The sequence below is a fragment of the Camelimonas sp. FR25 genome (genome assembly GCF_059740505.1).
Genome location: NZ_JCAWFG010000037.1, coordinates 43,910 through 65,724, shown reverse-complemented (window position 1 = coordinate 65,724; position 21,815 = coordinate 43,910). Strand labels below are relative to the sequence as shown.

The window sequence follows — 21,815 nt, the reverse complement described above, 5'->3', positions numbered from 1 at the left end:
AAGGGTGGCCCTGATCTCCTCATAGGCGCCTTTTGCACCCATTGCCCCGCCATCCCGCCTGTGGTCGCATGCCCCTCGGCGACGATCGGGAGGGACGGATGACAGCGGATGCAGCCCAGCTAGCGCCCTATCGCGCCCTGGCATTCAACAATTTGTTGGCGAACAGACGCCTGCTCAACGCATGTGAGAAGCTCGGTCAAGACGAGTTCACCGCGCCCAGGATCGGGTTCTTCCCCAGCTTGAGGGCGACGCTCAACCATATCCTCGTCATCGACAGGTTCTACATCGACGCCATGAATGGGGGCTCGCTGGGGTACGCTGCGTGGCTCGATCCAGAGCCATGCAAGACAGCGCAGGACCTCAAGTCGGCCCAGATGGCCTCTGACATGGCGCTCTGCGCCTTGGTCACATGCCTTGAGCCGTCCAGCCTCATGAAGACCATCAGCGTCCACCGAAATGACCGTGTGCAGTCGGAGCGGTTAGACCGCCTGCTCCTCCACCTGTTTCAGCATCAAATCCACCACAGGGGCCAGGCGCACGCCATGCTCAGCGGCACGTCCGTAGCACCGCCTCAACTGGATGAATTCCTCACACATGATGACGCTGCGTTGCGACGTGAAGAGATGGCAGAGTTGGGTCTTGACGAAGCGGACCTTTGGCAGGTTTGGGCCGTAGCCGAATGTGAGTGACATGCTGGCGGCGCGCCCGATGCTGAACTGCGGCCGATCGCCGGCCTTGCCACTGTCATCCTTCGGAGCTTGCGCCCCCACCCCGGCGCGAACGGTCCTGCGATGAGCTACTGACGCGCGCGCGCCGCCACCGGGGGCTTTGGGACCCCGGTGGCGGAGCAGGATGTGGGGCGGTGTGGCGGTCGGGTGGGTCAGGCGCCGCTGGTCAGGCGGGTGTGGCTGGTGATGAGGTTGCGGTAGTCGGGGATGTGGGCGGAGAACAGGGCGCCGAGGCCGGCGACGTCGTTGCGCCAGTCGCGATGCAGTTCGCAGGCGGCGCCGAACCAGGTCATCAGCTGCACGCCGGCGGCCGACATGCGATCCCAGGCCGAATGCCGCGTCAGCTCGTTGAAGGTGCCGGACGCATCGGTGATGACGAACACCTCAAAACCCGCCTCGATCGCCGCCAACGCCGGAAACGCCACGCAGACCTCGGTGACCACGCCGGCGATGATCAGCTGCTTCTTGCCGGTGGCCTTCACCGCCGCCACAAAGTCCTCATTGTCCCACGCATTGATCTGGCCCGGGCGGGCGATGAATGGCGCGTCCGGGAACAGTTCGGTCAGCTCGGGCACGAGCGGGCCATTGGGGCCGTCTTCGAAGCTGGTGGTCAGGATGGTCGGCAGATTGAAATATTTCGCCGCCCCGGCGAGGGCCAGCACATTGTTCTTGAACTTGTCGGGATCAATGTCGCGGACCAGCGACAGCAGGCCAGTCTGGTGATCCACCAGCAGAACGGCGGCGTCATCACGGTTCAGGCGAATATAGGGTCGTGACATTAGCATCTCCTTAGGTGTCGCCGTAGGTGGCAAGGGCCATGCAGGCGGATCCAGCGCGGGAAAACAGTCAAGCCTATGCTTCGCTGTCGGTTTTCGGGACAGCGCGCCTGGGCGCTCCCAGGCGGATGCGGAGAAGCTAGCGCGCCAGTGGCCGCGGGTCAGGATTGCGGGCAGCGACACAGCGTTCTAACAATGGAACAATGACCGATCCTGGAGACCTCAACGACCTGCGGCTGTACGCCCTCGTGGTGGAGCATGGCGGCTTCTCCGCCGCCGCCCGCGCCAGCGGCGCGCCCAAATCCAGGCTCAGTCGCCGGGTGCAGGCGCTGGAGCAGCGGCTGGGCGTGCAATTGTTGCAGCGGTCATCGCGGCGGTTCTCGGTGACGGCGCCCGGTCAGGCGGTGTTTGAGCGCTGTCAGGCGATGCTCGCCGAGGCGCACGCCGCCGCAGAGATCGCCCGCGCTTCGCAGGAAGGGCCGCGCGGCCTGCTGCGGGTGACCTGCCCGGTGGCGCTGCTCAATGGCCAGTTGGCGCCGATGTTCGCCCGCTTCCTGATGCGTTACCCCGCCGTCACCCTCGATCTCGAGAGCACCAACCGGCGCGTCGACGTGATCGGCGAAGGCCTGGATGTGGCGATCCGTGTGCGCTTTCCGCCGCTGCAGCCCTCTGGGCTGGTGATGCGCAAGCTCGACGACAGTCCCCAGCACCTGGTGGCGGCGCCGGCGCTGGGCGTCAGCGTCAGCGCCCCGGAGGCGCTGTCGGCGGCGCCGGCGCTCGACCTGCGGCGCGACGATCGCGGCCATGTCTGGACTTTACGCAATGACAATGGCGACAGCGCCCAGGTGCGCTTCCGGCCACGCTTTGTCACCGACGACATGGCGGCGCTGCGCGCAGCGGCTCTGGCCGGGGCTGGCGTGGTGCAATTGCCCGCCTTCATGATCTGGCGTGATCTGGCGGCGGGCGATCTTGTGCCAGTGCTGCCCCCCTCGTGGCGGCCGGAAAGCGGCGTGGTGCACGCCGTGTTCTCTTCGCGGCGCGGGTTGTCGATGGCCGCCCGGGCGCTGCTGGACTTCCTGGCGGAGCAATGCGCCGCCCAGCGCCGCGACGCCGGCATGGAGGCGCGGCATGGCCTGGTTGCCCCAGCGTCAGCCCAAGAGGTCGGGGAACGTACATGCGACTGATCAACACCTATCTGCCCCACTACAGCTTCCGGGAAACCCATAGCTGCAAGGTGCAGGCTGCCCCGGCGACGGTGATTGCTGCGGCGGCCCGTTTCCGGCCTGAGGCAGATCCCCTGTACCGGGCCCTGATCCGCCTGCGAGAGGCGCCAATACGGGTGGTCAACGCCGTCTCTGGCCGCTCAGCCTGGCCGCAACCGGTGTTTGGCCTGGACAATTTTTTGCTGCTCGGTCACATGCCGGATCGCGAACTGGCCTATGGCCTGATCGGCCGCTTCTGGCGTCCCGATTTCGGCCTGGTCCCCGTGGCCGACAGCGCCGCCTTTGAGGCCTTCGCCAGCCCTGGAGTCGCGCGGCTGGCCATCGGCTTTTCAGCCGTCCCGATGGCTGATGGCACGACCCTGCTGACCACCGAAACCCGCGTCTTCTGCCCCGATCGCGCCAGCCGCCTCAAATTTGCGCCTTATTGGGCCCTCATCCGCCCGGTCAGCGACCTGATCAGACGTCGCCTGCTCGGCGCGATCAAAACAGCCAGCGAAGCGCAGCCAGGCGGCTGAGCCTCTCGCGCGTGGATCGTGGGCGCAGGCGTCGCAAGGCGCCACAGGCGCGGCAACGCGGACGACGCGCCTGACGACGCCCTTGACGACGCCCTTGTCGACGCCCTTGACGACATCTTTGCCCCCTGGCGGCGCCGCGCCAGTCCCGCACTGTGCCGTTGCGTAAGCATCGACAAGACAAGCAACACGATCACCGCCAGACATCACCAATTTTCTGTGCAACGATGACTGGAATATCGTGATTTAATCGCACATTTCTGCTGGGAACGACCTCACCTATACGAAAGTATATAGCAAAAACGTGATTTTTTTCACGTGCGCAGCTGTTGCAGCCCTGTCCAATGTCACAATCCCACTTTAGCATCCTCGGCCTATATCGCCTGATAAAGGGCGTTTTGGAGGGAACTGGTTTGGACAGACGTCAATTTCTCACGGCTGGCGCGGGCCTGATCGCCGGCGCGGCTCTCGCCCGCCCCGCAATCGCCCAGGGCAAGAAGTACGACACAGGCGCCAACGACAAGGAAATCCGCCTCGGCCAGACGATTCCGTACAGCGGCGCCGGCTCGGTTTATGGCGTGGTCGGCCGCGCCCAGGCGGCGTATTTCGAAGAGCTGAACGCCAAGGGCGGCATTAATGGCCGCAAGATCAAGTTTATCTCGCTCGACGACGCCTATAGCGCGCCGAAGTGCGTGGAGGCGACGCGCCGCCTGGTGGAGCAGGAAGAAGTGCTCGGCTTCTTCGGGTCGCTCGGCACGGCGCCGCAGGTCGCCGTTCAGAAATATCTGAACAGCAAGGGCATTCCGCAGCTACTGCTGAACACCGGCGCGCCGCGTTTCAATGATCCGAAGCAGTTCAAGTGGACCACCCCAGGCCTGCCGCTGTACTCGATCGAGGGCAAGATCCTGGCGAATTACGTCGCCCAGAACCTGCCCAACGCCAAGATCGCCGTGCTGTCGCAGAACGACGAATATGGTCGCGATTACCTCAAGGCGTTCAAGGACGGTCTGGGCAATCGCGGCACGATCGTCGCCGAGGCCACCTATGACCTCACCGACGCCACCGTCGATTCGCAGATGCTGAAGCTGTCCCAGTCGGGCGCCGACGTGTTCTACAATTGCTCGTCGGGCAAGTTCACCTCGCAGTCGATCAAGAAGGTTCACGAGCTGAACTGGAAGGTGAAGATGAACATCATCATCTCCACCTCGGCTGGCTCGTCGATCATCAACGCCGCGGGGCCAGACGCCACCAAGGGCCTGATCTGCGCGCAATATGTGAAGGCCATCGGCGAGAAGCGCTGGCAGGACGACGCTGCGGTCAAGGAGTTCGAGGCCATTCGCGCCAAGCACCTGTCCAATGTCGATCCGGACAACAACATCGCCTTCCTCGGCTATTCCGTGGGCGTGCTGATGGCCCGGATCCTGGAGAAGTGCGGCGATAACCTGACGCGTGAAAACCTGCTGCATCACGCCACCAATCTGGACGGCCAGATTGCCCCGGCGCTGCTGCCTGGCATCACCTATGGCATCACCCCCGCCGATTACTCGCCGTTCAACTCGATGATCATGGGCATCTATGACGGCAAGGCGTGGGAGCTGCAGGGCGGCCCGATTTCGCGCTGACCTGTTGGGGTGAGGCGCCCAGCGCCTCACCTGCTGCGCGGCCGGTGTTCGCCCTTTGGCGAGCCCGGTGGCCAAGTGTGTTGAGACCAGTGTGCTGAGAACAGTGTGCTGAGACCAGGCGTACTGCCAACAAGTGTGCTGCGGACAAACGCGCTGAAGGCAAGGGTGCTGAGGGCAAGTATGCTGAGGGCTTGGGAACGCTGATCCGCCCATTGCTGGAGCGGGTGGTTGATTGCGCCCCAAGCATGAGACAGCTGATCCGCAGCTGCGCTCACGCGGTCTGGTGTTTACAGCGCCGCCAGCTGGCGCAACCGGGCCAGATTGTTAATGGTCACGCCCGTTGGGGTGATGGCCAGCACCTGCTGGCGCGCCAGCCTGGTCAGCGTGCGGCTGACGGTTTCAATGGTCAGGCCGAGATAATCAGCGATATCGCGCCGGCTCATTGGTAACGGCGTCGCAAGCCCCTGCGTCGCCGATAGCTGCAACCGGTCGCTGGCGCTCGCCGCCGCATCGAGCCGCGCGGCATCCGCGGCGACTGCCGCCTGCCCTGAACAATCAGCGACGGCGGCATGATCGGGCGCTGGCGCGCCCAGCGCCGACCAGCGCTCCTGCATGTTGATCAGGAAGCAGGCGAGTTTTTCCTCGGCGGTGCGCCGCCCCAGCAGCAGCATCTGCTCACGCGCCGCCTCCAGCTCGTCGATCGCCAGCTGCTGCAGGCGCCGTGTGACATGCGGGCGCCGGGCGGCGAAACTGTCGAAGCCACGCTGGGAGAAGACGCAGGTGGCCATGTCGGTCACCGCCTCCACCGCGCAGGCTGGCGCGGAGGCGCTGGCGAGACCGATGAAATCGCCGGGCAGCGCAAAACCAAGAATTTGCCGCCGCCCATCCGCCAATGTGCGGCAGATGCGGGCGACGCCGCTGCGGACATTGTAGACGCAATCCGCCGCCGGCGCCCGCCAGTCCACCGCCCCATCGTCGCGCGCTGATTCCGCCGCCAGGGTCTGGCCGGCGCGATACACCGTGCGGCGCGACAGATCGGCCGCCAAGGCCAGTTCGTCCTCATGCAGGCAATCGCAGACGCCCTGGCTACGCACCGGGCAGCCACAACAGGGCTCCGGTTCGTGACGGACGACAAGGCGGACGCGCTGGCTCATGGACACTTCACGCAAACAGGCCACAGGACCGCCAAACGCCCGACAGACGCGCTTAACCGGCGACAGATGATCATTAAATCAGAGAAGCACCCGTCATAACAGGTGCATTTGCGCATCTGGGCCAGGGCGCGCCGCCGGCGCGTTGCGCGAGGCCCGCCTGTTACAGCGACTGCCCCTCGGGTGCTGCCGGCGTCCAGTTGCGCAAACCGGCGCAGATGACGATCACGCCATCTGTATTACCCGGCGTCACGCCAGCAAACCCTGGCGCAGTTGGCCATGGTAACGTCGCTTCAACCACGCCAGCGCCGAATACGACGCGCGATTGCCTGAAACGCGCGCCGCTGCAGCGAACAGCATTGCCGCTGGACCTGCCACAGCGGCCGGCGCCATGTCGCGCCGCGCGCGCCGCCCCCTTGTCCGCACGCCACAGCTGTCGCTTCGCCACAGGGCGCGGCGCGGCGCGACGCGTGACGTGTGTCTGTGGCGCCACAGTGACATGCTCAACCAGCGCCGGCGCGGATCGCGAAGCTATCGCTTGATCTGGATCAATTCAGCGACGCGGCCCCCGGTGTCTTGTGACGGCAAGGCCAGCGGTGAACGCCAGCTGGCCCACATGGGGACGACGCCAGGCGCCGTGACGCGCCATATGCCGGAGGGGGCTGACAATCCGGAGGATGAGGCCCGTGTGGTCTCGCCAAAGACGACGCGTTTGCAGCGATCCGGCGTTGTGCTGGCCGCGTGCAGCCGCAGCTGAGTGCTGATGATGACGATGTCCCTCGCCCACGCCCGCCTGTCCCAAGTCCTGCTCGCCGGGACCATGCTTGCTGGCGCCATGCTCGCCGCGCCGGCGCTCGCCGCCGATCTGCCGCAGCGCCAGATGGCCCCGGTGGCCGCAGCGCCAGTGCTGCCGCAGTGGAGCCCGTGGATGATCAGGGCCCGCGCCCTGCTGGTGCGGCCGATGGATGACGCCTCGCTGTACAGCGGCGGCGCCCACCTGTTTGGCGCCAATGTCAATGTGTCAAACGCCGTGGTGCCGGAACTCGACATCACCTATTTCTTCACGCCGAATTTGGCCGCTGAGCTGATCCTCGGCGTCACGCCGCACAAGGTGAACGGCGCCCGTAGCCTGGCTGGCGCGCCGATCGGCAAGGCGTGGCTGCTGCCGCCGACCCTGACGCTGCAATATCATTTCACCGGCCTTGGGGCGTTCAAGCCTTATGTCGGCGCGGGCGTGAACTACACCATGTTCTTCGACGAGCAGGCGCGCGGCGACTTCGCCTCGTTCCGTCTCAAGGACACTTTCGGCGTCGCGCTGCAGGCTGGCTTTGACTACATGCTCGACGCCAATTGGGGCATCAACTTTGACGTCAAGAAGATCTTTCTTGAGACCGATGTGAAGGTGAACAACGGCGCCGTCTACGGCAAGGTCCGCCTCGATCCGTGGCTGATCTCCACCGGCGTCACCTATCGTTTCTGACGCGGCCCGGGGCGCCCTGCGCCCCGACCCGAATGCTGCGGAGCGCGGCTTGCGCTGCCTCCGCCTTTAATTGGCGACCAGGCAGGGGGCTGCCTGGAAAGCCAGACGTGACCGGCGCTCTTTTGGGGCCGCAGCTTCGCCTGCGGAGTGGGCGCGCCGCAACCACGTCAACTCGGGGCCAGATGTCGTCGGGGCGACATCTGGCCTCTTTTTATCTGGGTTACAGGTGGTCGTGTGGTTTCGACGGCGCCGCCGGGCCGCGAGCGTGCTGGCGCATCCGACCTGCGGCGCTCAGGCGCCGCCCGGGCGGGCGACGCAGCCATTGCGTCAGGCTCGTCGGCTGCTGGCGTCAGCCGCCATCGCGGCTGTACAGGCCGCGGAACGACACATTGGCGCCGCCACACATAGTGTTGTCATCGGCCAGCAGCCACGGGCCGACGCGGCGCAGCCAGACCTTGCAATCGTCGTCGCCGCCGCGGGCGATGGCGACCAGCCCTGCTTCGGTGACAGCGAAATCTAGCGCTGCGCCAGTCGGGCGCGCCTCACCGGCGAATTCGCCAATATTGACCCCGCCCCGCTTCACCCGCTCTGGATCGAGCGCGCCGAAAGTTGCGTCTGCCTGCAGCGCCAGCATGCCGGGCGCGGCGCCAGCCTTGATGACGATCTGCGCCTCGACGCGCCGCCACACGCCGGGCCAAAAATCGGGAGGCGTCACGCCGGAGGGGGCGGCGGCTGGCGCCATGGTCAGCTCAGCGGCGTTGAGCCAGCCGGAGCGGACGACTTCCGGCAGGCTGGCGTCGCCGCGCTTACGCGGCGCCACATAATGGGCGCAGACAAAATCGCCTGTGGCCCCCGAGACAATCACCGTGTCGCCCGCCACCACATAAGCGGTCTCACGGCAGGTCTTGCGGAAGCCGGGACAGGACGGCCCGCTGCGATAGAACTGGGCGCGGCGGATGTCGGGCTTCACCACCGCCAGATTGAGCGGGTCAGCAAGCCGTAGATCGGGCAGAGCGTCACAGCTCTCCGCCAAAGCGTGGCCCGGCGCAAGCGCGCAGCCCAGTGTGACCGCAACCGCAAGCGCCGCAGCCGCGCCGCCACGCTGCGCCCCCACCGCCCTATCTCCCCGCCTCAACATCAGCCTCTCCTTCTGCGGGCCACACCGTCCAAAGCCGCGACGCCAGTCGCGCCGCCCTGCCCAGCTTTAGTCAGACGATATCCAGCCTGAAGCGGCCGCCGTCACGGCTGACCCGGCCACGCCCGGCGCCGGTGAAATGGCCGCCGAGGATCGGCGTGCCGGCGTCGGCGAGGCGCTCGAACAGTTTGCGCCGGGTGACGGCCGAGGCGTCCTGGTCATAATCGGCGGTGGACGACCATTCCGGATGGGCGATCTGGCACGGGTGGTGCATCACGTCGCCGCCCAGCAGCAGCTCCTCACCTTTGGAGCGCAACAGGATGCTCATATGGCCGATGCTGTGGCCCGGCGTGGCGACGGCGAAGACGCCTGGCGCAATCTCCTGGCCGTCATCGACCAGATCCGCGAGGCCCGCCGCCGCGATCGGCGCGACGGAATCATCGAACACCGCGCGGTGCTCAGCGTCGTCCTGCTGGTCGCGCCAGTAATTGAAGTCGTCGCGGCCCATGGTGTAGCGGGCGTTGCGGAAGGTCGGGACCCAGTCCGCGCCTTCCAGCACCGTGTTCCACCCCACATGGTCGACGTGCAGATGGGTGTTGATGATCAGATCGACGCTGTCGGCCGGGGCGCCGGCGGCCGCCAGCCAGTCGAGGAAGGGCTCGTCGCGGTCGTTCCAGTGCGGCACCTTGCGGCCCTTCTTGTGGGCGCCGAGGCCAGTGTCGACGAGGATGCGGGCGTCGGGCGTCTCAACGATAAAGGTTTGCACGGCGATCTTCAGCCGGCCGCGTTCATCGGCGAAATGCGGCTGCAGCCAGTCAATGCCCGCCACCTCGTCTGGCGTGGCCTGGGGCAGGATGAACTTGCTGCCGCCGGTCGCCGCAAGTTCAACGACGCGGGTTACGGAAATATCGCCAATTGTCCACTCAGCCATTGCGGCGTCCTTTCGATGAATGCAACGCGGGCCTCGCCGCTCTGGAAATGCGACGCGGGCGGGGCGCAGGGTCGGGCGCGATGACGCCAAACCGCCTTGCGCCCGTCCGCCCTGCGCCTTTGCCCGCCCCATGACCTCAGGTGCGCAGCGTCAGGCCGCCGTCGGCGACGAGGCCGTGGCCGGTGATGAAATCGGCTTCATCCGAGGCCAGCAGGAACACGGCGCGGGCCATGTCCTCCGGCTGGCCGAGCCGGCGCAGAGCGGATTTTTTGGCCCAGATGGCGGCGATCTCCGGATTGGCGAAGGAGGCGCCGGTCATGCCGGTATGGATCGCGCCTGGCATCAGATAATTGGCGGTGATGCGGAACTTGCCCAGCTCCAGCGCCAGCGTCTTGGTCAGACCCGCCACCGCATGCTTGGACGCGGTGTAAGAGGTCAGGCCGATGTCGGTGTCGAAGGCCATCACCGAAGCGGTGTTGATGATGCGGGCCCGGCCCTTCTGCTGGGCGCGCTCACGCAACGCCGGAATGAAGGTGCGTGAGGCGCGGAACTGGGCGGTGACATTGACGCTGAACTGACGATGCCACTCCTCGTCGGTGGTCTCTTCCGCCAGGGCCCGGCCGCTGACGCCGGCGTTGTTGAACAGGATGTCGACGCCGCCGAAATTGTCGAGCACCGCTTTCAGCATGGCGTCCGGCGCGTCATCATCGGCGACGCTTTTGGCCAGCGTCACCACATTGCCGAGGCCCTCATGCGCGGTGGCGATGGCCGACTCCGGCCTGTCGACCGCCAGCACCTGGCAGCCCTCCTCCGCAAACATCTGCACGGTGGCGCGGCCAATGCCCGACGCCGCGCCGGTGATCACCGCCACCTTGCCCTCAAAGCGCTTCATGTCGTCTCTCCCTGATCTGGCCGATCTTTTGCGCGGCCCTTATTGTCTCGTCACAGCGCGAGCCGCCGGTGAGGCTCACCAGGCGTCGCGCAAAATCTCAAGCACATCCTCGGGCCCACGCACCTTGCGTGGATTGGTCGGCGTCCAGGGGTCGGTCATGGTCAGCTCGGCCAGCAGCTGGCCCTGATCGCGGCCAATGCCGACGGCGCCCAGGGTGTGCGGCAGATCGAGGCCGCGGATCAGCTCGGCCACCACATCAGCCGCCGCGACCCCTGGCCGGCCCATGGCGCTAGCGATGTCAGCCTGAATGGCGGCGTTGACCGGCGCGTTCCAGCGCAGCACATGCGGTAGCGTGATGCAGGAGGTGACGCCATGCGCCACGCCGAACGTGCCGCCAAGGATGTGGCCGATGGCGTGGCTGACGCCCTTCTCCACCCCACCTTGCGTGCCGACCATCGACAGCCAGACGCCGACCATCGCATCCAGCCGCGCCGCAAGATCCGCCGGATCGCGCTTCGTCGCCGGCAGCGCCCTGGCCAGCAGGCTGAGCGCTTTGGTCGAGGCGGCGTCAGCCAGCGGCTGTGCGTTGATCGAGCACAGATCCTCCACCGCATGATCGACGGCGCGTATGCCCGTCGACAGCCACAGCTCCTGCGGCGTGTCACAGGTCAGGGCGGCGTCGAGGATCACCGTCAGCGGCGTCATCTGCCGGTGCAGATACATCTGCTTGCGCCTGGCCTTTGTGTCGGTGACGCCGGCGAAAGCGGTGAATTCCGCGCCCGACAGCGTGCTGGGCAACGCGATCACCCGCACAGGCAGATCGACGCCATGCACCGGCTTGCCGGCGCCGACGATGGCGTCGAAGCCAGCGACGTCGTCCACATCGGCCGCCAGCGCCAGCTGCATCACCTTGGCGGCGTCGATCACCGAGCCGCCGCCAATGGCGACGATGACATCCGCCGCACAGGCGCGGGCGGCGCGGGTCGCCGCCAGCACGTCCTGGCGCGGCGAATGGGCGCCAATGCCGGCGTGCATCTGCTGGAAGGCGTCGCCCAGCGCGGCCCGCAGGCCGGCCTCGAGCTGCTGCGCGGTCGCCAGCGTGCCGCTGACCAGCGCGAAGACGCGGCGAAAGCCGCCGCGCGAAATCTCCGCCGCCAGCGCCTCGCGCCAGGGTTTACCGAACACCACGCCATCGGCGACGGGGAAACGGTAGGAGCCGGGCTGGATCGGGCTGGCGGCGACGCCCTTCGCGTCGGCGCCCACCTCTAGCGCGCCCATCACTTGCCCTGCCAGCGCGGCGCGCGCTTCTCGACGAAGGCCAGCGGGCCCTCGCGGAAGTCTGCGGTGCGGGAATTGCGCTCCGCCGCCTCCTCGCTGAGCTTGCGCAGCTCGGCGTCGGAATAATCATAGGCGCGGCGGGCCACCGACAGGCTCTCGCGCACCGCCACCGGGGCGTTGGCGCAGATGGTCGTCGCCAGCCTGATGGCGGCGTCGCGCAGCTCTGCGTGCGGCACCACATGGTTGACGAGGCCATAGGCGCCGGCGCGCTGGGCGTCGAGACGGCCGCCGGTGGCGATCAGCTCCAGCGCGATATTGCGCGGCAGGGCGCGCGGCAGCCGGTAAATGCCGCCAGCCAGCGCCACCAGACCACGCAGCACCTCCGGCAGGCCAAACGCCGCTTTGTCGGACGCCACCGCCATGTCGCAGGCCAGCATGATCTCAAGGCCGCCCGCCAAAGCGAAACCGTTGACGGCGGCGATCCACACCTTGGTGCGCGGCATGTGCACGAAGCCGCCGAAGCCGCCGGCCTCGGTGGAGATGCCCGAGCGGCGCCCGGCGGAGACTTCCTTGAGGTCGGCCCCGGCGCAGAAGGCCTGATCGCCGGCGCCGGTGAGGATCACCGCCCAGATGTCGTCGTCGGCCTCGGTCTCGCGCACCGCGCGCTCCAGCCCCTGGGCGACGTCGCCATTGACGGCGTTGCGCGCCTCTGGCCGGTTGATGGTGACAAGGGCGATGTGGCCGCCAATTTTTTCCAGCGTAACGGCTTGCGCATGGGCGTCTGACACGGGCGTATCCTCATTTTCTCATTATTGCGGCCGCCCCTTTGGGAGGCGGCCGTCGTGTATGGGCTCAGATCTGGCGACCGGCGCCAGCCCAATAGGGCTCGCGCAGCTTGCGCTTGAAGATCTTGCCGCTGTCCTCGCGCGGCAATTCACTGAGGAAATCGACCTTCTTCGGCACCTTGTAGCCGGCGATCTCGTTGCGCAGCCAGACGCGCACCTCCGCCTCGGTCAGCTCCAGCCCGGGGCCAGGCTGCACCACCGCCATCACCGCCTCGCCATATTCATCATCCGGGATGCCGAACACGGCGCAATCGGCCACGCCAGGCATGCGATGCAGCGCCGATTCAATTTCAGCCGGATAGATGTTGACGCCGCCCGAGATGATCATGTCCTTGGCGCGGTCGCACAGGAACATGTAGCCGTCTTCGTTGAAATAGCCGACGTCGCCGGGGAGGATGAGGCCATCCTTCTCCGAGCTGGCGCGCTTGGCGTCATCGAGCTGATAGGTGAAATCCGGGATGCCGAAGGTGCGGGCCGCCACTTCGCCGATCTCGCCCGGCGCGACTTCCTTGCCGTCGGCGTCGAGGATTTTCACCGTCGATTCCGGGAAAGCCTTGCCGACAGTGCCTGGATATTTCAGCCAGTCCTCGCTGGTGGTGAAGGTGACGGCGCCGGTTTCGGTGGTGCCGTAATACTCGTTGATCACCGGCCCCCACCATTCGATCATCTGCCGCTTGATCGGCGGCGACACCGGCGCGGCGGCGTGAACGATGAACTTTAGCGACGACAGATCGTACTTCTGCTTCACCTCATCCGGCAGGCGCACCAGACGGTTGAACATGATCGGCACCATGTGGATGTGGGTGATCCGGTGCTTCTCGATCAGCTGCAGCAATTCCTCGCTGTCATAGCGCGGCTGCAGGATGACATTGGCGCCGAGCTTGGCCAGCAGCGAGCCATAGGCGTTGGGCGCCGAGTGATACATCGGCCCGGTGACGATGGTGACGACGCTGTTCAGATCGGTGAGGCCGTAGAAGCCGAAGGCGCGCGACAGCACCAACTGGGTGGTCTGCACCTGCTCCGGGGTCGGCTGGGCGCGACGCACGCCCTTGGGATTGCCGGTGGTGCCGGAGGTGTAAATCATCGAGCCTGGCGCCTCGAGCGGCTGGGCCAACGGCTCGAACTGCTGCAGCCAGTCGGACCAGATCACCGCGCCCGCAGGGATGGCGGCGCGCTCCGGGGCGATGCCATAGGCGGAAAGGATTTCCGGCGGCGTCTCGACCACGAACACCGGCACGCCCTCGGGGAAGGCGCCCTTCACCCCCGGCAACAGATCGGCGTGGATGACGATGACCTTGGCCTCGCTGTTCTCGAACAGATAGCGGGCCTCGCTCTCGGTGTAGTGCCAGTTGACCGGCACCGAATAGGCGCCGACCATGCCGGCGGCGAAGCTGGCTTCGAAGAACGCAAAATCATTGCGCAGATAAACCGCCACCGTGTCGCCTGGCTGCACGCCCAGCTGCCGGAAGCCGCTGGCGGCGCGCGCCGCGCGCGTCATCAAATCTTCGGTGGCGATGCGGCGTTCGCCGCTGATGATCCAGCCCATTCCCTGGTTCCCCTGATGCGCCCTTGTCTCGCTCGCCACGGGCCGTCGTGACCCGCGCGGCGGCAACCGGCCTAACGCTTGTTTGACATGGAAAGGCAATCGGCGGCGCAGATCAACTGCCAATCGTGTGCAGGCGCGTGGGGATTGGGGAAAGCCATGGCTTGGGCGCGCCGCCGGGTGGCGGGGCGCAGCCTGCATGGGCCTGCGGACTGGGCCCGGAGGTTGGCGTGGCCGGGGGCTGGCGCAGAGGACCTGACGGCCCCGGCGGCGCTTCCTGCAGGCACGACAAGGCGGCCGGACAGGGCAGCCGGACAGGTTAGGACGGCGCGACAGGCGCGCCAGCTGCAGCCATGGGGCCGGCGCGCAGGGTCGCACGTCGGCGAGCGAAGCGTCACATCGCGCCCATGGCCCATGGGAACATTGTCTCATGGCCATGGCGGCTATAAGGCTGGTCGTTTGGTGATTGGAGCAAGTCCCGATCCCACCGGATCGGCGCTTGCCTCCTCTCCCACGCTGAGAGCGCGTTCCGATTGGTCAAATCATGCCGTTTGACCGAAAAGCGTCTTAGCGCTTCGACAGATCGTCCATTAGCACCCAGCTCTTGCCGTCGAATTTCTGCAGACGCAGCGACTGGAAGGCGTCGACATTGGTGGGCGTGGTTTTCACCGCCACGCCTGGCAGCAGCATCGGCAGCGACGGCTCATCGATGGTGGTGGCCATGCGCATGATGTTTTCGCGCGTCAGGTCATTGCCGGCCCGTTCCAGCAGCCGGTGCAGCAACACGGCGGAGATATAGCCGATCACCGTGCTGCCCTCGGTGACGCGCTCCTTGAGCCCGACCTCATCCATGAAGGCGAGGAACTGCTTCATATCCGCCGAGTCGTTCCACAGCGGGTCATAGGGCGTCTTGTAGGACACGGCGGTGACCAGGTCCTTGGCCTTCTCCAGCCCGGCCTGGCGCAATACGCCGCCGATCGACGCCGACACCGAGACGATGACGTGCAGCGGCTTCCAGTCCAGCTCATAGACCTTGCGGATGGCCTGGGCGCCGAATTTCGGCGTGGTGATGGTGAACATGGCGTCGGCGCCAGAGGACTTCAGCTTGACGATCTGCGAGTCGATCGTCGGATCGGCGATCTCATAGCTGGCCTCGGCGACGATCTGCTTGACGCCCTTCTCGCCCAGGCCGTGCTTGAAGCCGTTGAGATAATCCCGGCCAAAATCATCATTCTGGAACAGCACGGCGATCTTTGCGTCCGGCTTGTTCTGCAGGATGTAGCGCGCCAGAATATGCGCCTCCATGTCATAGGAGGGATAGAATGACATGGTCCACGGATAGTTTTTCAGATCATTCCACTTCGACGCGCCGGTCGAAATCAGGATCTGCGGCACTTTCTTGTTGTTAAGATATTTCTGGATCGCCGTATTGGGCGCGGTGCCGACATTGCCGTAGATGAACAGCACATTGTCGCTCTCGACCAGCTTGCGGGTCTGCTCCACGGTCTTGGGCGGACTGTAATGGTCATCGAGCGAGATCAGATTGACCTTGCGGCCATGAATGCCGCCCTTCTCATTGACCTTCTTGAAGTAAGCGGCCTGCACCACTCCCTGCACGCCATAGGCCGACGCCGGGCCGCTATAGGGCATGGCCTGGCCGATCTTGATCTCGGTGTCGCTGGCGCCTGGGCCATATTTTTTCTCGCCCGCAGCCTGCGCCGGGGACAGGCCCAGGCCGAGCGACGCCGGCCCCGCCAGGGCCGCCAGAAGATACGCAAACTCTCGCCGGTTAACCGTCATCAGCTTCTCTCCCTCAGTCGCTGTTCTTGCTGCGCCGCGTGGCGACTCTTGCTGCGTCGCCTGGCGACGGCCCGCCGCGCCTGCGCAGGCGCGGATGGTGACCGCATCGGCAGGTCGGGCGTGTACGGGCCAGGCGCGCATGGGCCAGGCGCCACCGGCGCATGCCCTCCTGCGCCAGCAATGCGCCGACGTAGCCCAACCATCGCAGGTGACAGGCCTGTATTTCCCGGACCAGAGCCACGATGCGCATGATTATACGAGCCTAGCGCAGTAGATATGGCGTGCACATTGGTCGAACGTCCAGGACAACGCTCAACTATACGTGCAGCTACACGGAGAAAAACTGGGCGATGATTACCAGGCTGCGGTGACGAACAATTGAGACAGCGCTGCGGCGCCCACGCGCGAAAGCCGCGCTGGGGTGGCGGCGCAGGAGCACAGGCCACTGTGCTTTGCGTGCGTTACTTGCGGACGCCCCGCCACCGTCATGGTCGGGCTTGACCCGACCATCCACGCCTGGCGGGCGACGCAACATGCCCATCGGCAATTGGCGGCGGAGCGGATCGCGACGGAAGACGTGGATGCCCGTGACAAGCACGGGCATGACGGCGGTGGGGTGGGCGTTTACAGCCAGTGGGCTGAAGCATGGCGGCGCGAGGCGACGGCTCCCCCTTCGCCCCCTCGCTGACGTCATGGTCGGGCTTGACCCGACCATCCACGCCTGGCGAGCGACGCAACGTGCCCATCGCCAATTGCCGGCGGCGCGGATCGCGCCGGAAGACGTGGATGCCCGTGACAAGCACGGGCATGACGGCGGTGGGGTGGGCGTTTACAGCCAGTGGGCTGCAGCATGGCGGCGCGAGGCGACGGCTCCCCCTTCGCCCCCTCGCTGACGTCATGGTCGGGCTTGACCCGACCATCCACGCCTGGCGAGCGACGCAACTTGCCCGTCGACAATTGGCGGCGGCGCGGGTTGCGCGCCGGAAGACGTGGATGCCCGTGACGAGCACGGGCATGACGGCGGTGGGATGGGGATCATGGCAGCGGCTTGGGCCTCTGGAGCGACAGCCCATGCCCCTCGCCCCTGCGCCACCCTCAACCACTCACCGGCGCGCAGCGATGGCGTCGCCGAACAGCACCCAGCTTTCGCCCTCGAAGCGTTGCAGGCGCATGGCGCCGAACGGGCTAAGGTTGTCGGGCGTGGTGTTGACGGTGACGCCAGGCAGCAGCATCGGCAGATCGCTGTCGTTGAGGCTGCTCACCTGCTTCATGATATTGGCGCGGGTCAGATCATCGCCGCAGCGCTCGAGCACGCGCTTGAGCAGATTGGCCGAGACATAGCCGAGGCTGGCCGAGCGGTCGGTGACATGGCCCTCAAGCCCCTCCTCTTTCATGAACGCCATGTATTCCTTCATATCCGGCGCATTGTCCCACATCGGGTCGAGCGCCGTCTTGAAGGTGGCGGCGGTGATCACGCCCTGGGAGGCCTCAAGCCCGGCCGGCTTCAGCACGCCGCCGATGGATGAGGCGACGCTGACCACGTAGATCGTCGGCTTCCACGCCAGCTCATGCGCCTTCTTGATCGCCTGGGCGCCGAATTTCGGCGTCGCCATCAGATAGAACACGTCGGCGCCGGAGGCCTTGAGCTTGACCAGTTGGCTGTCGACGGTGGCGTCCGACACCTCATAGCTGGCCTCGGCCACCACCATGGAGGCCGCCTTGTCGCCCAGCCCTTCCTTGAAGCCGCGCACATAGTCGCGGCCAGCGTCGTCGTGCTGCGACAGGATGGCGATTTTGGCGTTGGGCCGGGTCCCGACGATGTGCTTGCCGTAGATCTGCCCCTCCATGTCGTAGAGCGGATAGAACGCCATGGTCCAGGGGTAGGTCTTCGGATCGTTCCACTTCGAGGCGCCGGTGGCGATCAGGATCTGCGGCACCTTTTTGGAATTCAGATATTTGTGCACCGCCGTGTTGGTCGCCGTTCCCACCGTGCCGAACATCGCCAGCACGCCGTCGCTCTCCACCAGCTTGCGCGTCTGCTCCACGGTCTTCGGCGGGCTGTAGCCATCATCGAGCGAGATGTAATTGACCTTGCGGCCATTGATGCCGCCCTTGTCATTCAGACGCTTGAAGAAGGCGCGCTGCACCAGCCCTTCGACGCTGTAAGCGGAGGCTGGCCCGCTCCACGGCAGGGTCTGGCCGATCTTGATCTCGGTGTCCGATGCGCCTGGATCATATTTCTTGCCAGTGGCCTGGGCGTGTCCGGCAGCGATGGTGAGACCCAGCGCTACGGCGGCGACTGTGGCGAGACGCTTCATCTGCTTCTCCTTGCGGCGGCTGCGCCATCGGACGGCGCAGCCTCTTCGGGCCCCCACGCCAGAGCACATGTCCGGCAGCCCCAAAAAGACGAAGGCCGGGCGCATGCCCGGCCTTCATAGTGTCGCTCAGTGCTTCTGGGCCGAGATCGGCTCGCCGAACAGCTCGAAGCTCTCGCCCTTGAACCGCTGCATCATCAGCGTGTTGAACGGGCTGAAATTCTCCGGGGTGGTGGTGATCGCCACACCCGGCAGCAGCATCGGCAGATCCTTCATGTCGAGATTGGTGAGAATCTTCATCAGATTCTCGCGGCTCAGATCATCGCCAGCCTTCTGCAACACCCGGTGCATCAGCGTCGCCGACAGATAGCCCAGCGCGGCGCTGCCATCGGTGAACATGTTCTCCATGCCGATGCTCTTCATGAACGCGGCGTAGGCTTTCATGTCAGCGCTATCGTTCCACTTGGGATCGCCCGGCGTCTTCATGGCGGTGGCGGTGACCAGGCCCTGGGCGGCCTCAAAGCCAGCTGGCTTCAGCACCGAACCGATCGAGGCCGAGACGCTCACCACATAAGTGTCGGCCTTCCAGCCCATCTCATGGCGCTTGCGGATGGCCTGGGCGCCAAACTTTGGCGTCGCCATCAGGAAGAACACATCGGCGCCCGAATTCTTCAGCTTGACCATCTGGCTGTCGACGGTGGCGTCGGTGACCTCATAGGTCGCCTCGGACACCACCATGGTCTTGGCCTTGTCGCCGAGCCCTTCCTTGAAGCCGCGCACATAGTCGCGCCCGGCGTCGTCGTTCTGCGACAGGATGGCGACCTTGGCGTTCGGCGTGTGCTGGGCGACGTAACGGCCATACACCGCGCCCTCGACGTCATAGAGCGGGAAGAACGGCGTGGTCCACGGGAAGTTCTTCGGGTCATTCCACTTCGAGGCGCCGGTGGAGATCAACACCTGCGGCACCTTCTTGGAGTTCAGATATTTATGAATGGCGGTGTTGGTCGGCGTGCCGATGGTGCCAAAGATGGCCAGCACATTGTCGCCTTCCACCAGCTTGCGGGTCTGCTCCACCGTCTTGGGCGGGCTGTAGCCGTCGTCGAGGCTGATGAGATTGATCTTGCGGCCGTTGACGCCGCCCTTCTCGTTGACCTGCTTGAAATAGGCCGACTCGATCGTGCCCTGGATGCCATAGGCCGAGGCCGGGCCGCTGTAAGGCATGGTCTGGCCGAGCTTGATCTCGGTGTCGGTGACGCCCGGGCCATAATTTTTGCCGGCGGCGAACGCGCCGGTGGCCAGCGCCACGCTCGCGAGGCCCGCGAGCAGCACACTACGTCTGCGGATCATTTACCCCTCCATCGTTTCCACCCTTCGGCCAGCGTTTATGGGTCGCCGTGCCGAACCCGCCGAGGCCGGCGGGACGTCGACGGACATGGCGCCATGGCCCAGGGAGCGCCCGGCCAGCGCCTCTGGCGGCGGATTGGCGGGGACGTCCAGACGCATGGGCGCGCGCCGCTAACGTGCGACGTCGCCTGTCGACACGGGCAGCTTGCGCAGAAACCCTCCACGGGTCAATTCGTTAGCGGGTACTTGCCTTGCCCGCCGTAGGCCCGACACGACCCGCGCCTGCAGGCCCTCGCCGCGACGTCGCGCCAGCTACCGCAACGGCAAATATCAGCGGAGCGGCCGCCGCCCCTTGCGCCAGCGACCCGTCCAGACCCACGCAAATCCCAGCGGCGCCCTGCCCTTCGGCAAAGACATCAGCTGGCGCGGATCCGTCGCTGCGCAAGGGGCAAACAGCGCCGGGGGCATAGCGCAGAAAGATGCTCCTGGCCGTCTCGCCGCGCTCTGTGCTGGCTGCGCCTCATACTTATTGCCGAGATCAACCGCCCGATCGGCGGCGATGCAGCCTGTGTCATGGCCGGTCAAACCACTGCGCGGCGCCGCCTATGAGGATGCGAAGATGCTGACGCATCCGCATCCCGACATGCTCAGGCGCCGCAGGGGCTAACCCAGGCCTCGTGGAGTCATGCTGATCGGAGTCTGGTAGCCGTGACCAAAAACAACAGGCCGGGCGTCGCCGCCCGGCCTGTCATGTCATCTGGAACTGTGGCGCAATACGCCTGCGCGGGGCCACGATGGCCGCGCCTGCACCCTGCCGCCTCACGCGGCGGCGCGCCCTTTGGCGCGCGCACCGCTGGCGACTGGTATTACTTGCCGACGCTGATTGGCTCGCCGAACAGCTCGAAGCTCTCGCCGACGAAACGCTGCATCTGCAGGGTGTTGAAGGGGCTGTAGTTGGTCGGGGTGGTGGTGACGCTGATGCCAGGCAAGACGATTGGCGCCGCCGGGATGTTGAGCGTGGTGACCTGCTTCAGCAGGTTCCCACGGGTCAGGTCATCGCCAGCGTTCTTGATGGCGTGCGCCAGCACGCTCGCCGACATGTAGGCCAGGGCGGCGTTATTGTCGATGAAGTGCTGCTGCATGTTGTTGCGCTTCAGGAACGCCTCGAAATCCTTCATGTCCGGGCTGTCGTTCCACTTGGGGTCGCCCGGCGACTTCATGAAGGTGGCGGTGATCAGGCCCTGGGAGGCGTCAAAGCCAGCCGGCTTGAACACGGCGCCGATTGAGGCGGCGACGCTGGAGATCAGAGTGACCGGCTTCCAGTCCATCTCATGCTTCTTGCGGATGGCCTGGGCGCCGAACTTCGGCGTCGCCATCAGGAAGAACATGTCGGCGCCCGAGGCCTTCAGCTTCACCATCTGCGAATCGACGGTGGCGTCGGTGACCTCATAGGTGGTCTCGGCGACGATATCCTTGACCTTGTCGCCCAGGCCCTTCTTGAAGCCCTTGACGTAGTCGCGACCGGAATCGTCATTCTGCGACAGAATGGCGATCTTGGCGTTCGGCAGCTTTTCGACGACGTAATGGCCAAAAATCTCGCCTTCCACGTCATAAAGCGGGAAGAACGGCGTGGTCCATGGGAACTGCGACGGGTTGTTCCACTTGGAGGCGCCGGTCGAGATCAGGATCTGCGGAACCTTCTTCGAATTCAGATACTTCTGCACGGCGGTGTTGCTGGGGGTGCCGAGCGAGCCATACATGGCCAGCACGCCTTCCTGCTCCACCAGCTTGCGGGTCTGCTCGACCGCCTTGGGCGGGCTGTAGCCGTCGTCCAGCGAGATCAGGTTGATCTTGCGGCCGTTGATGCCGCCCTTGTCATTGATCTCCTTGAAGAACAGCTCCTGGATCTTGCCCTGCAGGCCATAGGCCGAGGCCGGACCGCTGTAAGGCATGGTCTGGCCAAGCTTAATCTCGGTGTCGGTGACGCCGGGGCCGTATTTCTTCTCGGATGCGACAGCCACAGAAGTGGCCAGTACGCCGGCAACGCCGGCGAGCAGAAGCGAACGCCTGTTCAACATGACGTGGTTCCCCTTGGGATCTCTGGGACGGATTATCAGACGCCCAACCGGGCGCCCCCTGACAGCCTGGCCGTCGTTCAGGCTGCGTTAATGGCTACCTAGGCCATGGACACCGCCACGACAAGCCAGTTAATACGAATGGATAAATGTATGACCCAACGG

17 protein-coding genes are annotated in these 21,815 nt (G+C 65.6%); 5 read left to right on the top strand and 12 right to left on the bottom strand.

Annotation, left to right across the window (positions count from 1 at the left end; genetic code table 11):
* Positions 1–98 precede the first annotated feature (98 nt).
* A complete protein-coding gene (locus tag AC6A67_RS05370) occupies positions 99–689 on the top strand; it encodes a DinB family protein (protein WP_498035528.1) in 591 nt (196 codons plus the stop codon).
* 191 nt (positions 690–880) lie between these two features.
* Here the strand turns inward: AC6A67_RS05370 and ycaC are convergent, their stop codons facing one another.
* On the bottom strand, positions 881–1,507 hold the full coding sequence (gene ycaC / locus AC6A67_RS05365; RefSeq protein WP_498035527.1) for an isochorismate family cysteine hydrolase YcaC: 627 nt from the start codon (positions 1,505–1,507) through the stop codon (positions 881–883).
* Positions 1,508–1,707: 200 nt separating this feature from the next.
* Between ycaC and AC6A67_RS05360 the strand changes: the two genes are divergently transcribed.
* The 3 genes from AC6A67_RS05360 (at position 1,708) to AC6A67_RS05350 (ending at position 4,861) form a co-directional block, all read left to right on the top strand.
* Positions 1,708–2,688: a LysR substrate-binding domain-containing protein gene (locus AC6A67_RS05360; protein WP_498035526.1), complete on the top strand. Its 981-nt coding sequence runs from the start codon at positions 1,708–1,710 to the stop codon at positions 2,686–2,688.
* Positions 2,679–3,242 (top strand): hypothetical protein, encoded by a 564-nt coding sequence (locus AC6A67_RS05355; RefSeq protein WP_498035525.1) that lies wholly within the window; start codon positions 2,679–2,681, stop codon positions 3,240–3,242. The genes AC6A67_RS05360 and AC6A67_RS05355 overlap by 10 nt, the downstream gene beginning before the upstream one ends.
* A gap of 410 nt (positions 3,243–3,652) precedes the next feature.
* Positions 3,653–4,861 (top strand): ABC transporter substrate-binding protein, encoded by a 1,209-nt coding sequence (locus tag AC6A67_RS05350; RefSeq protein ID WP_498035524.1) that lies wholly within the window; start codon positions 3,653–3,655, stop codon positions 4,859–4,861.
* Positions 4,862–5,148: 287 nt separating this feature from the next.
* On the opposite strand, the gene AC6A67_RS05345 is transcribed toward AC6A67_RS05350, so the two are convergent.
* The gene (locus tag AC6A67_RS05345; RefSeq protein ID WP_498035523.1) at positions 5,149–6,015 is read right to left on the bottom strand and encodes a helix-turn-helix domain-containing protein; all 867 of its coding nucleotides are present in this window, start codon (positions 6,013–6,015) and stop codon (positions 5,149–5,151) included.
* 760 nt (positions 6,016–6,775) lie between these two features.
* Between AC6A67_RS05345 and AC6A67_RS05340 the strand changes: the two genes are divergently transcribed.
* Positions 6,776–7,492, top strand: coding sequence for an OmpW/AlkL family protein (locus AC6A67_RS05340; protein WP_498035522.1), 717 nt, complete (start codon positions 6,776–6,778; stop codon positions 7,490–7,492).
* 349 nt (positions 7,493–7,841) lie between these two features.
* On the opposite strand, the gene AC6A67_RS05335 is transcribed toward AC6A67_RS05340, so the two are convergent.
* From AC6A67_RS05335 to AC6A67_RS05290, 10 genes are all read right to left on the bottom strand, one after another.
* The gene (locus AC6A67_RS05335; RefSeq protein ID WP_498035521.1) at positions 7,842–8,630 is read right to left on the bottom strand and encodes a hypothetical protein; all 789 of its coding nucleotides are present in this window, start codon (positions 8,628–8,630) and stop codon (positions 7,842–7,844) included.
* A gap of 70 nt (positions 8,631–8,700) precedes the next feature.
* Entirely contained in the window at positions 8,701–9,558 is an 858-nt protein-coding gene (locus tag AC6A67_RS05330) for an MBL fold metallo-hydrolase (protein ID WP_498035520.1), read from the bottom strand.
* A 136-nt stretch (positions 9,559–9,694) separates the two neighbouring features.
* Positions 9,695–10,450 carry an SDR family NAD(P)-dependent oxidoreductase gene (locus AC6A67_RS05325; RefSeq protein WP_498035519.1) on the bottom strand — a complete coding sequence of 252 codons (756 nt, stop codon included), beginning with the start codon at positions 10,448–10,450 and terminating at the stop codon, positions 9,695–9,697.
* A 75-nt stretch (positions 10,451–10,525) separates the two neighbouring features.
* Positions 10,526–11,728 (bottom strand): iron-containing alcohol dehydrogenase, encoded by a 1,203-nt coding sequence (locus AC6A67_RS05320; protein ID WP_498035518.1) that lies wholly within the window; start codon positions 11,726–11,728, stop codon positions 10,526–10,528.
* Complete coding sequence (locus tag AC6A67_RS05315) at positions 11,728–12,516, bottom strand: enoyl-CoA hydratase-related protein (protein ID WP_498035517.1); 789 nt, start codon at positions 12,514–12,516, stop codon at positions 11,728–11,730. Before AC6A67_RS05315 ends, AC6A67_RS05320 begins: the two co-directional genes overlap by 1 nt.
* 64 nt (positions 12,517–12,580) lie before the next feature.
* Positions 12,581–14,119, bottom strand: a complete 1,539-nt coding sequence (locus tag AC6A67_RS05310; protein WP_498035516.1) for an acyl-CoA synthetase — start codon at positions 14,117–14,119, stop codon at positions 12,581–12,583.
* A gap of 564 nt (positions 14,120–14,683) precedes the next feature.
* Positions 14,684–15,916, bottom strand: a complete 1,233-nt coding sequence (locus AC6A67_RS05305; RefSeq protein ID WP_498035515.1) for an ABC transporter substrate-binding protein — start codon at positions 15,914–15,916, stop codon at positions 14,684–14,686.
* 1,103 nt (positions 15,917–17,019) lie between these two features.
* Positions 17,020–18,234: an ABC transporter substrate-binding protein gene (locus AC6A67_RS05300; protein ID WP_498035514.1), complete on the bottom strand. Its 1,215-nt coding sequence runs from the start codon at positions 18,232–18,234 to the stop codon at positions 17,020–17,022.
* Between the two features lie 126 nt (positions 18,235–18,360).
* Positions 18,361–19,578, bottom strand: coding sequence for an ABC transporter substrate-binding protein (locus AC6A67_RS05295; protein ID WP_498035513.1), 1,218 nt, complete (start codon positions 19,576–19,578; stop codon positions 18,361–18,363).
* 863 nt (positions 19,579–20,441) lie between these two features.
* Complete coding sequence (locus AC6A67_RS05290; protein WP_498035512.1) at positions 20,442–21,653, bottom strand: ABC transporter substrate-binding protein; 1,212 nt, start codon at positions 21,651–21,653, stop codon at positions 20,442–20,444.
* Between the last annotated feature and the right edge of the window lie 162 nt (positions 21,654–21,815).

Bases quoted from the DNA above. Each gene is read 5' to 3' on its own strand.
- AC6A67_RS05340 (WP_498035522.1), top strand. From the start codon at position 6,776: ATGATGACGATGTCCCTCGCCCACGCCCGCCTGTCCCAAGTCCTGCTC.
- AC6A67_RS05335 (WP_498035521.1), bottom strand. From the start codon at position 8,630: ATGTTGAGGCGGGGAGATAGGGCGGTGGGGGCGCAGCGTGGCGGCGCG.
- AC6A67_RS05295 (WP_498035513.1), bottom strand. From the start codon at position 19,578: ATGATCCGCAGACGTAGTGTGCTGCTCGCGGGCCTCGCGAGCGTGGCG.
- ycaC (WP_498035527.1), bottom strand. From the start codon at position 1,507: ATGTCACGACCCTATATTCGCCTGAACCGTGATGACGCCGCCGTTCTG.
- AC6A67_RS05290 (WP_498035512.1), bottom strand. From the start codon at position 21,653: ATGTTGAACAGGCGTTCGCTTCTGCTCGCCGGCGTTGCCGGCGTACTG.
- AC6A67_RS05355 (WP_498035525.1), top strand. From the start codon at position 2,679: ATGCGACTGATCAACACCTATCTGCCCCACTACAGCTTCCGGGAAACC.
- AC6A67_RS05310 (WP_498035516.1), bottom strand. From the start codon at position 14,119: ATGGGCTGGATCATCAGCGGCGAACGCCGCATCGCCACCGAAGATTTG.
- AC6A67_RS05305 (WP_498035515.1), bottom strand. From the start codon at position 15,916: ATGACGGTTAACCGGCGAGAGTTTGCGTATCTTCTGGCGGCCCTGGCG.
- AC6A67_RS05300 (WP_498035514.1), bottom strand. From the start codon at position 18,234: ATGAAGCGTCTCGCCACAGTCGCCGCCGTAGCGCTGGGTCTCACCATC.
- AC6A67_RS05320 (WP_498035518.1), bottom strand. From the start codon at position 11,728: ATGGGCGCGCTAGAGGTGGGCGCCGACGCGAAGGGCGTCGCCGCCAGC.
- AC6A67_RS05330 (WP_498035520.1), bottom strand. From the start codon at position 9,558: ATGGCTGAGTGGACAATTGGCGATATTTCCGTAACCCGCGTCGTTGAA.
- AC6A67_RS05345 (WP_498035523.1), bottom strand. From the start codon at position 6,015: ATGAGCCAGCGCGTCCGCCTTGTCGTCCGTCACGAACCGGAGCCCTGT.
- AC6A67_RS05370 (WP_498035528.1), top strand. From the start codon at position 99: ATGACAGCGGATGCAGCCCAGCTAGCGCCCTATCGCGCCCTGGCATTC.
- AC6A67_RS05325 (WP_498035519.1), bottom strand. From the start codon at position 10,450: ATGAAGCGCTTTGAGGGCAAGGTGGCGGTGATCACCGGCGCGGCGTCG.
- AC6A67_RS05360 (WP_498035526.1), top strand. From the start codon at position 1,708: ATGACCGATCCTGGAGACCTCAACGACCTGCGGCTGTACGCCCTCGTG.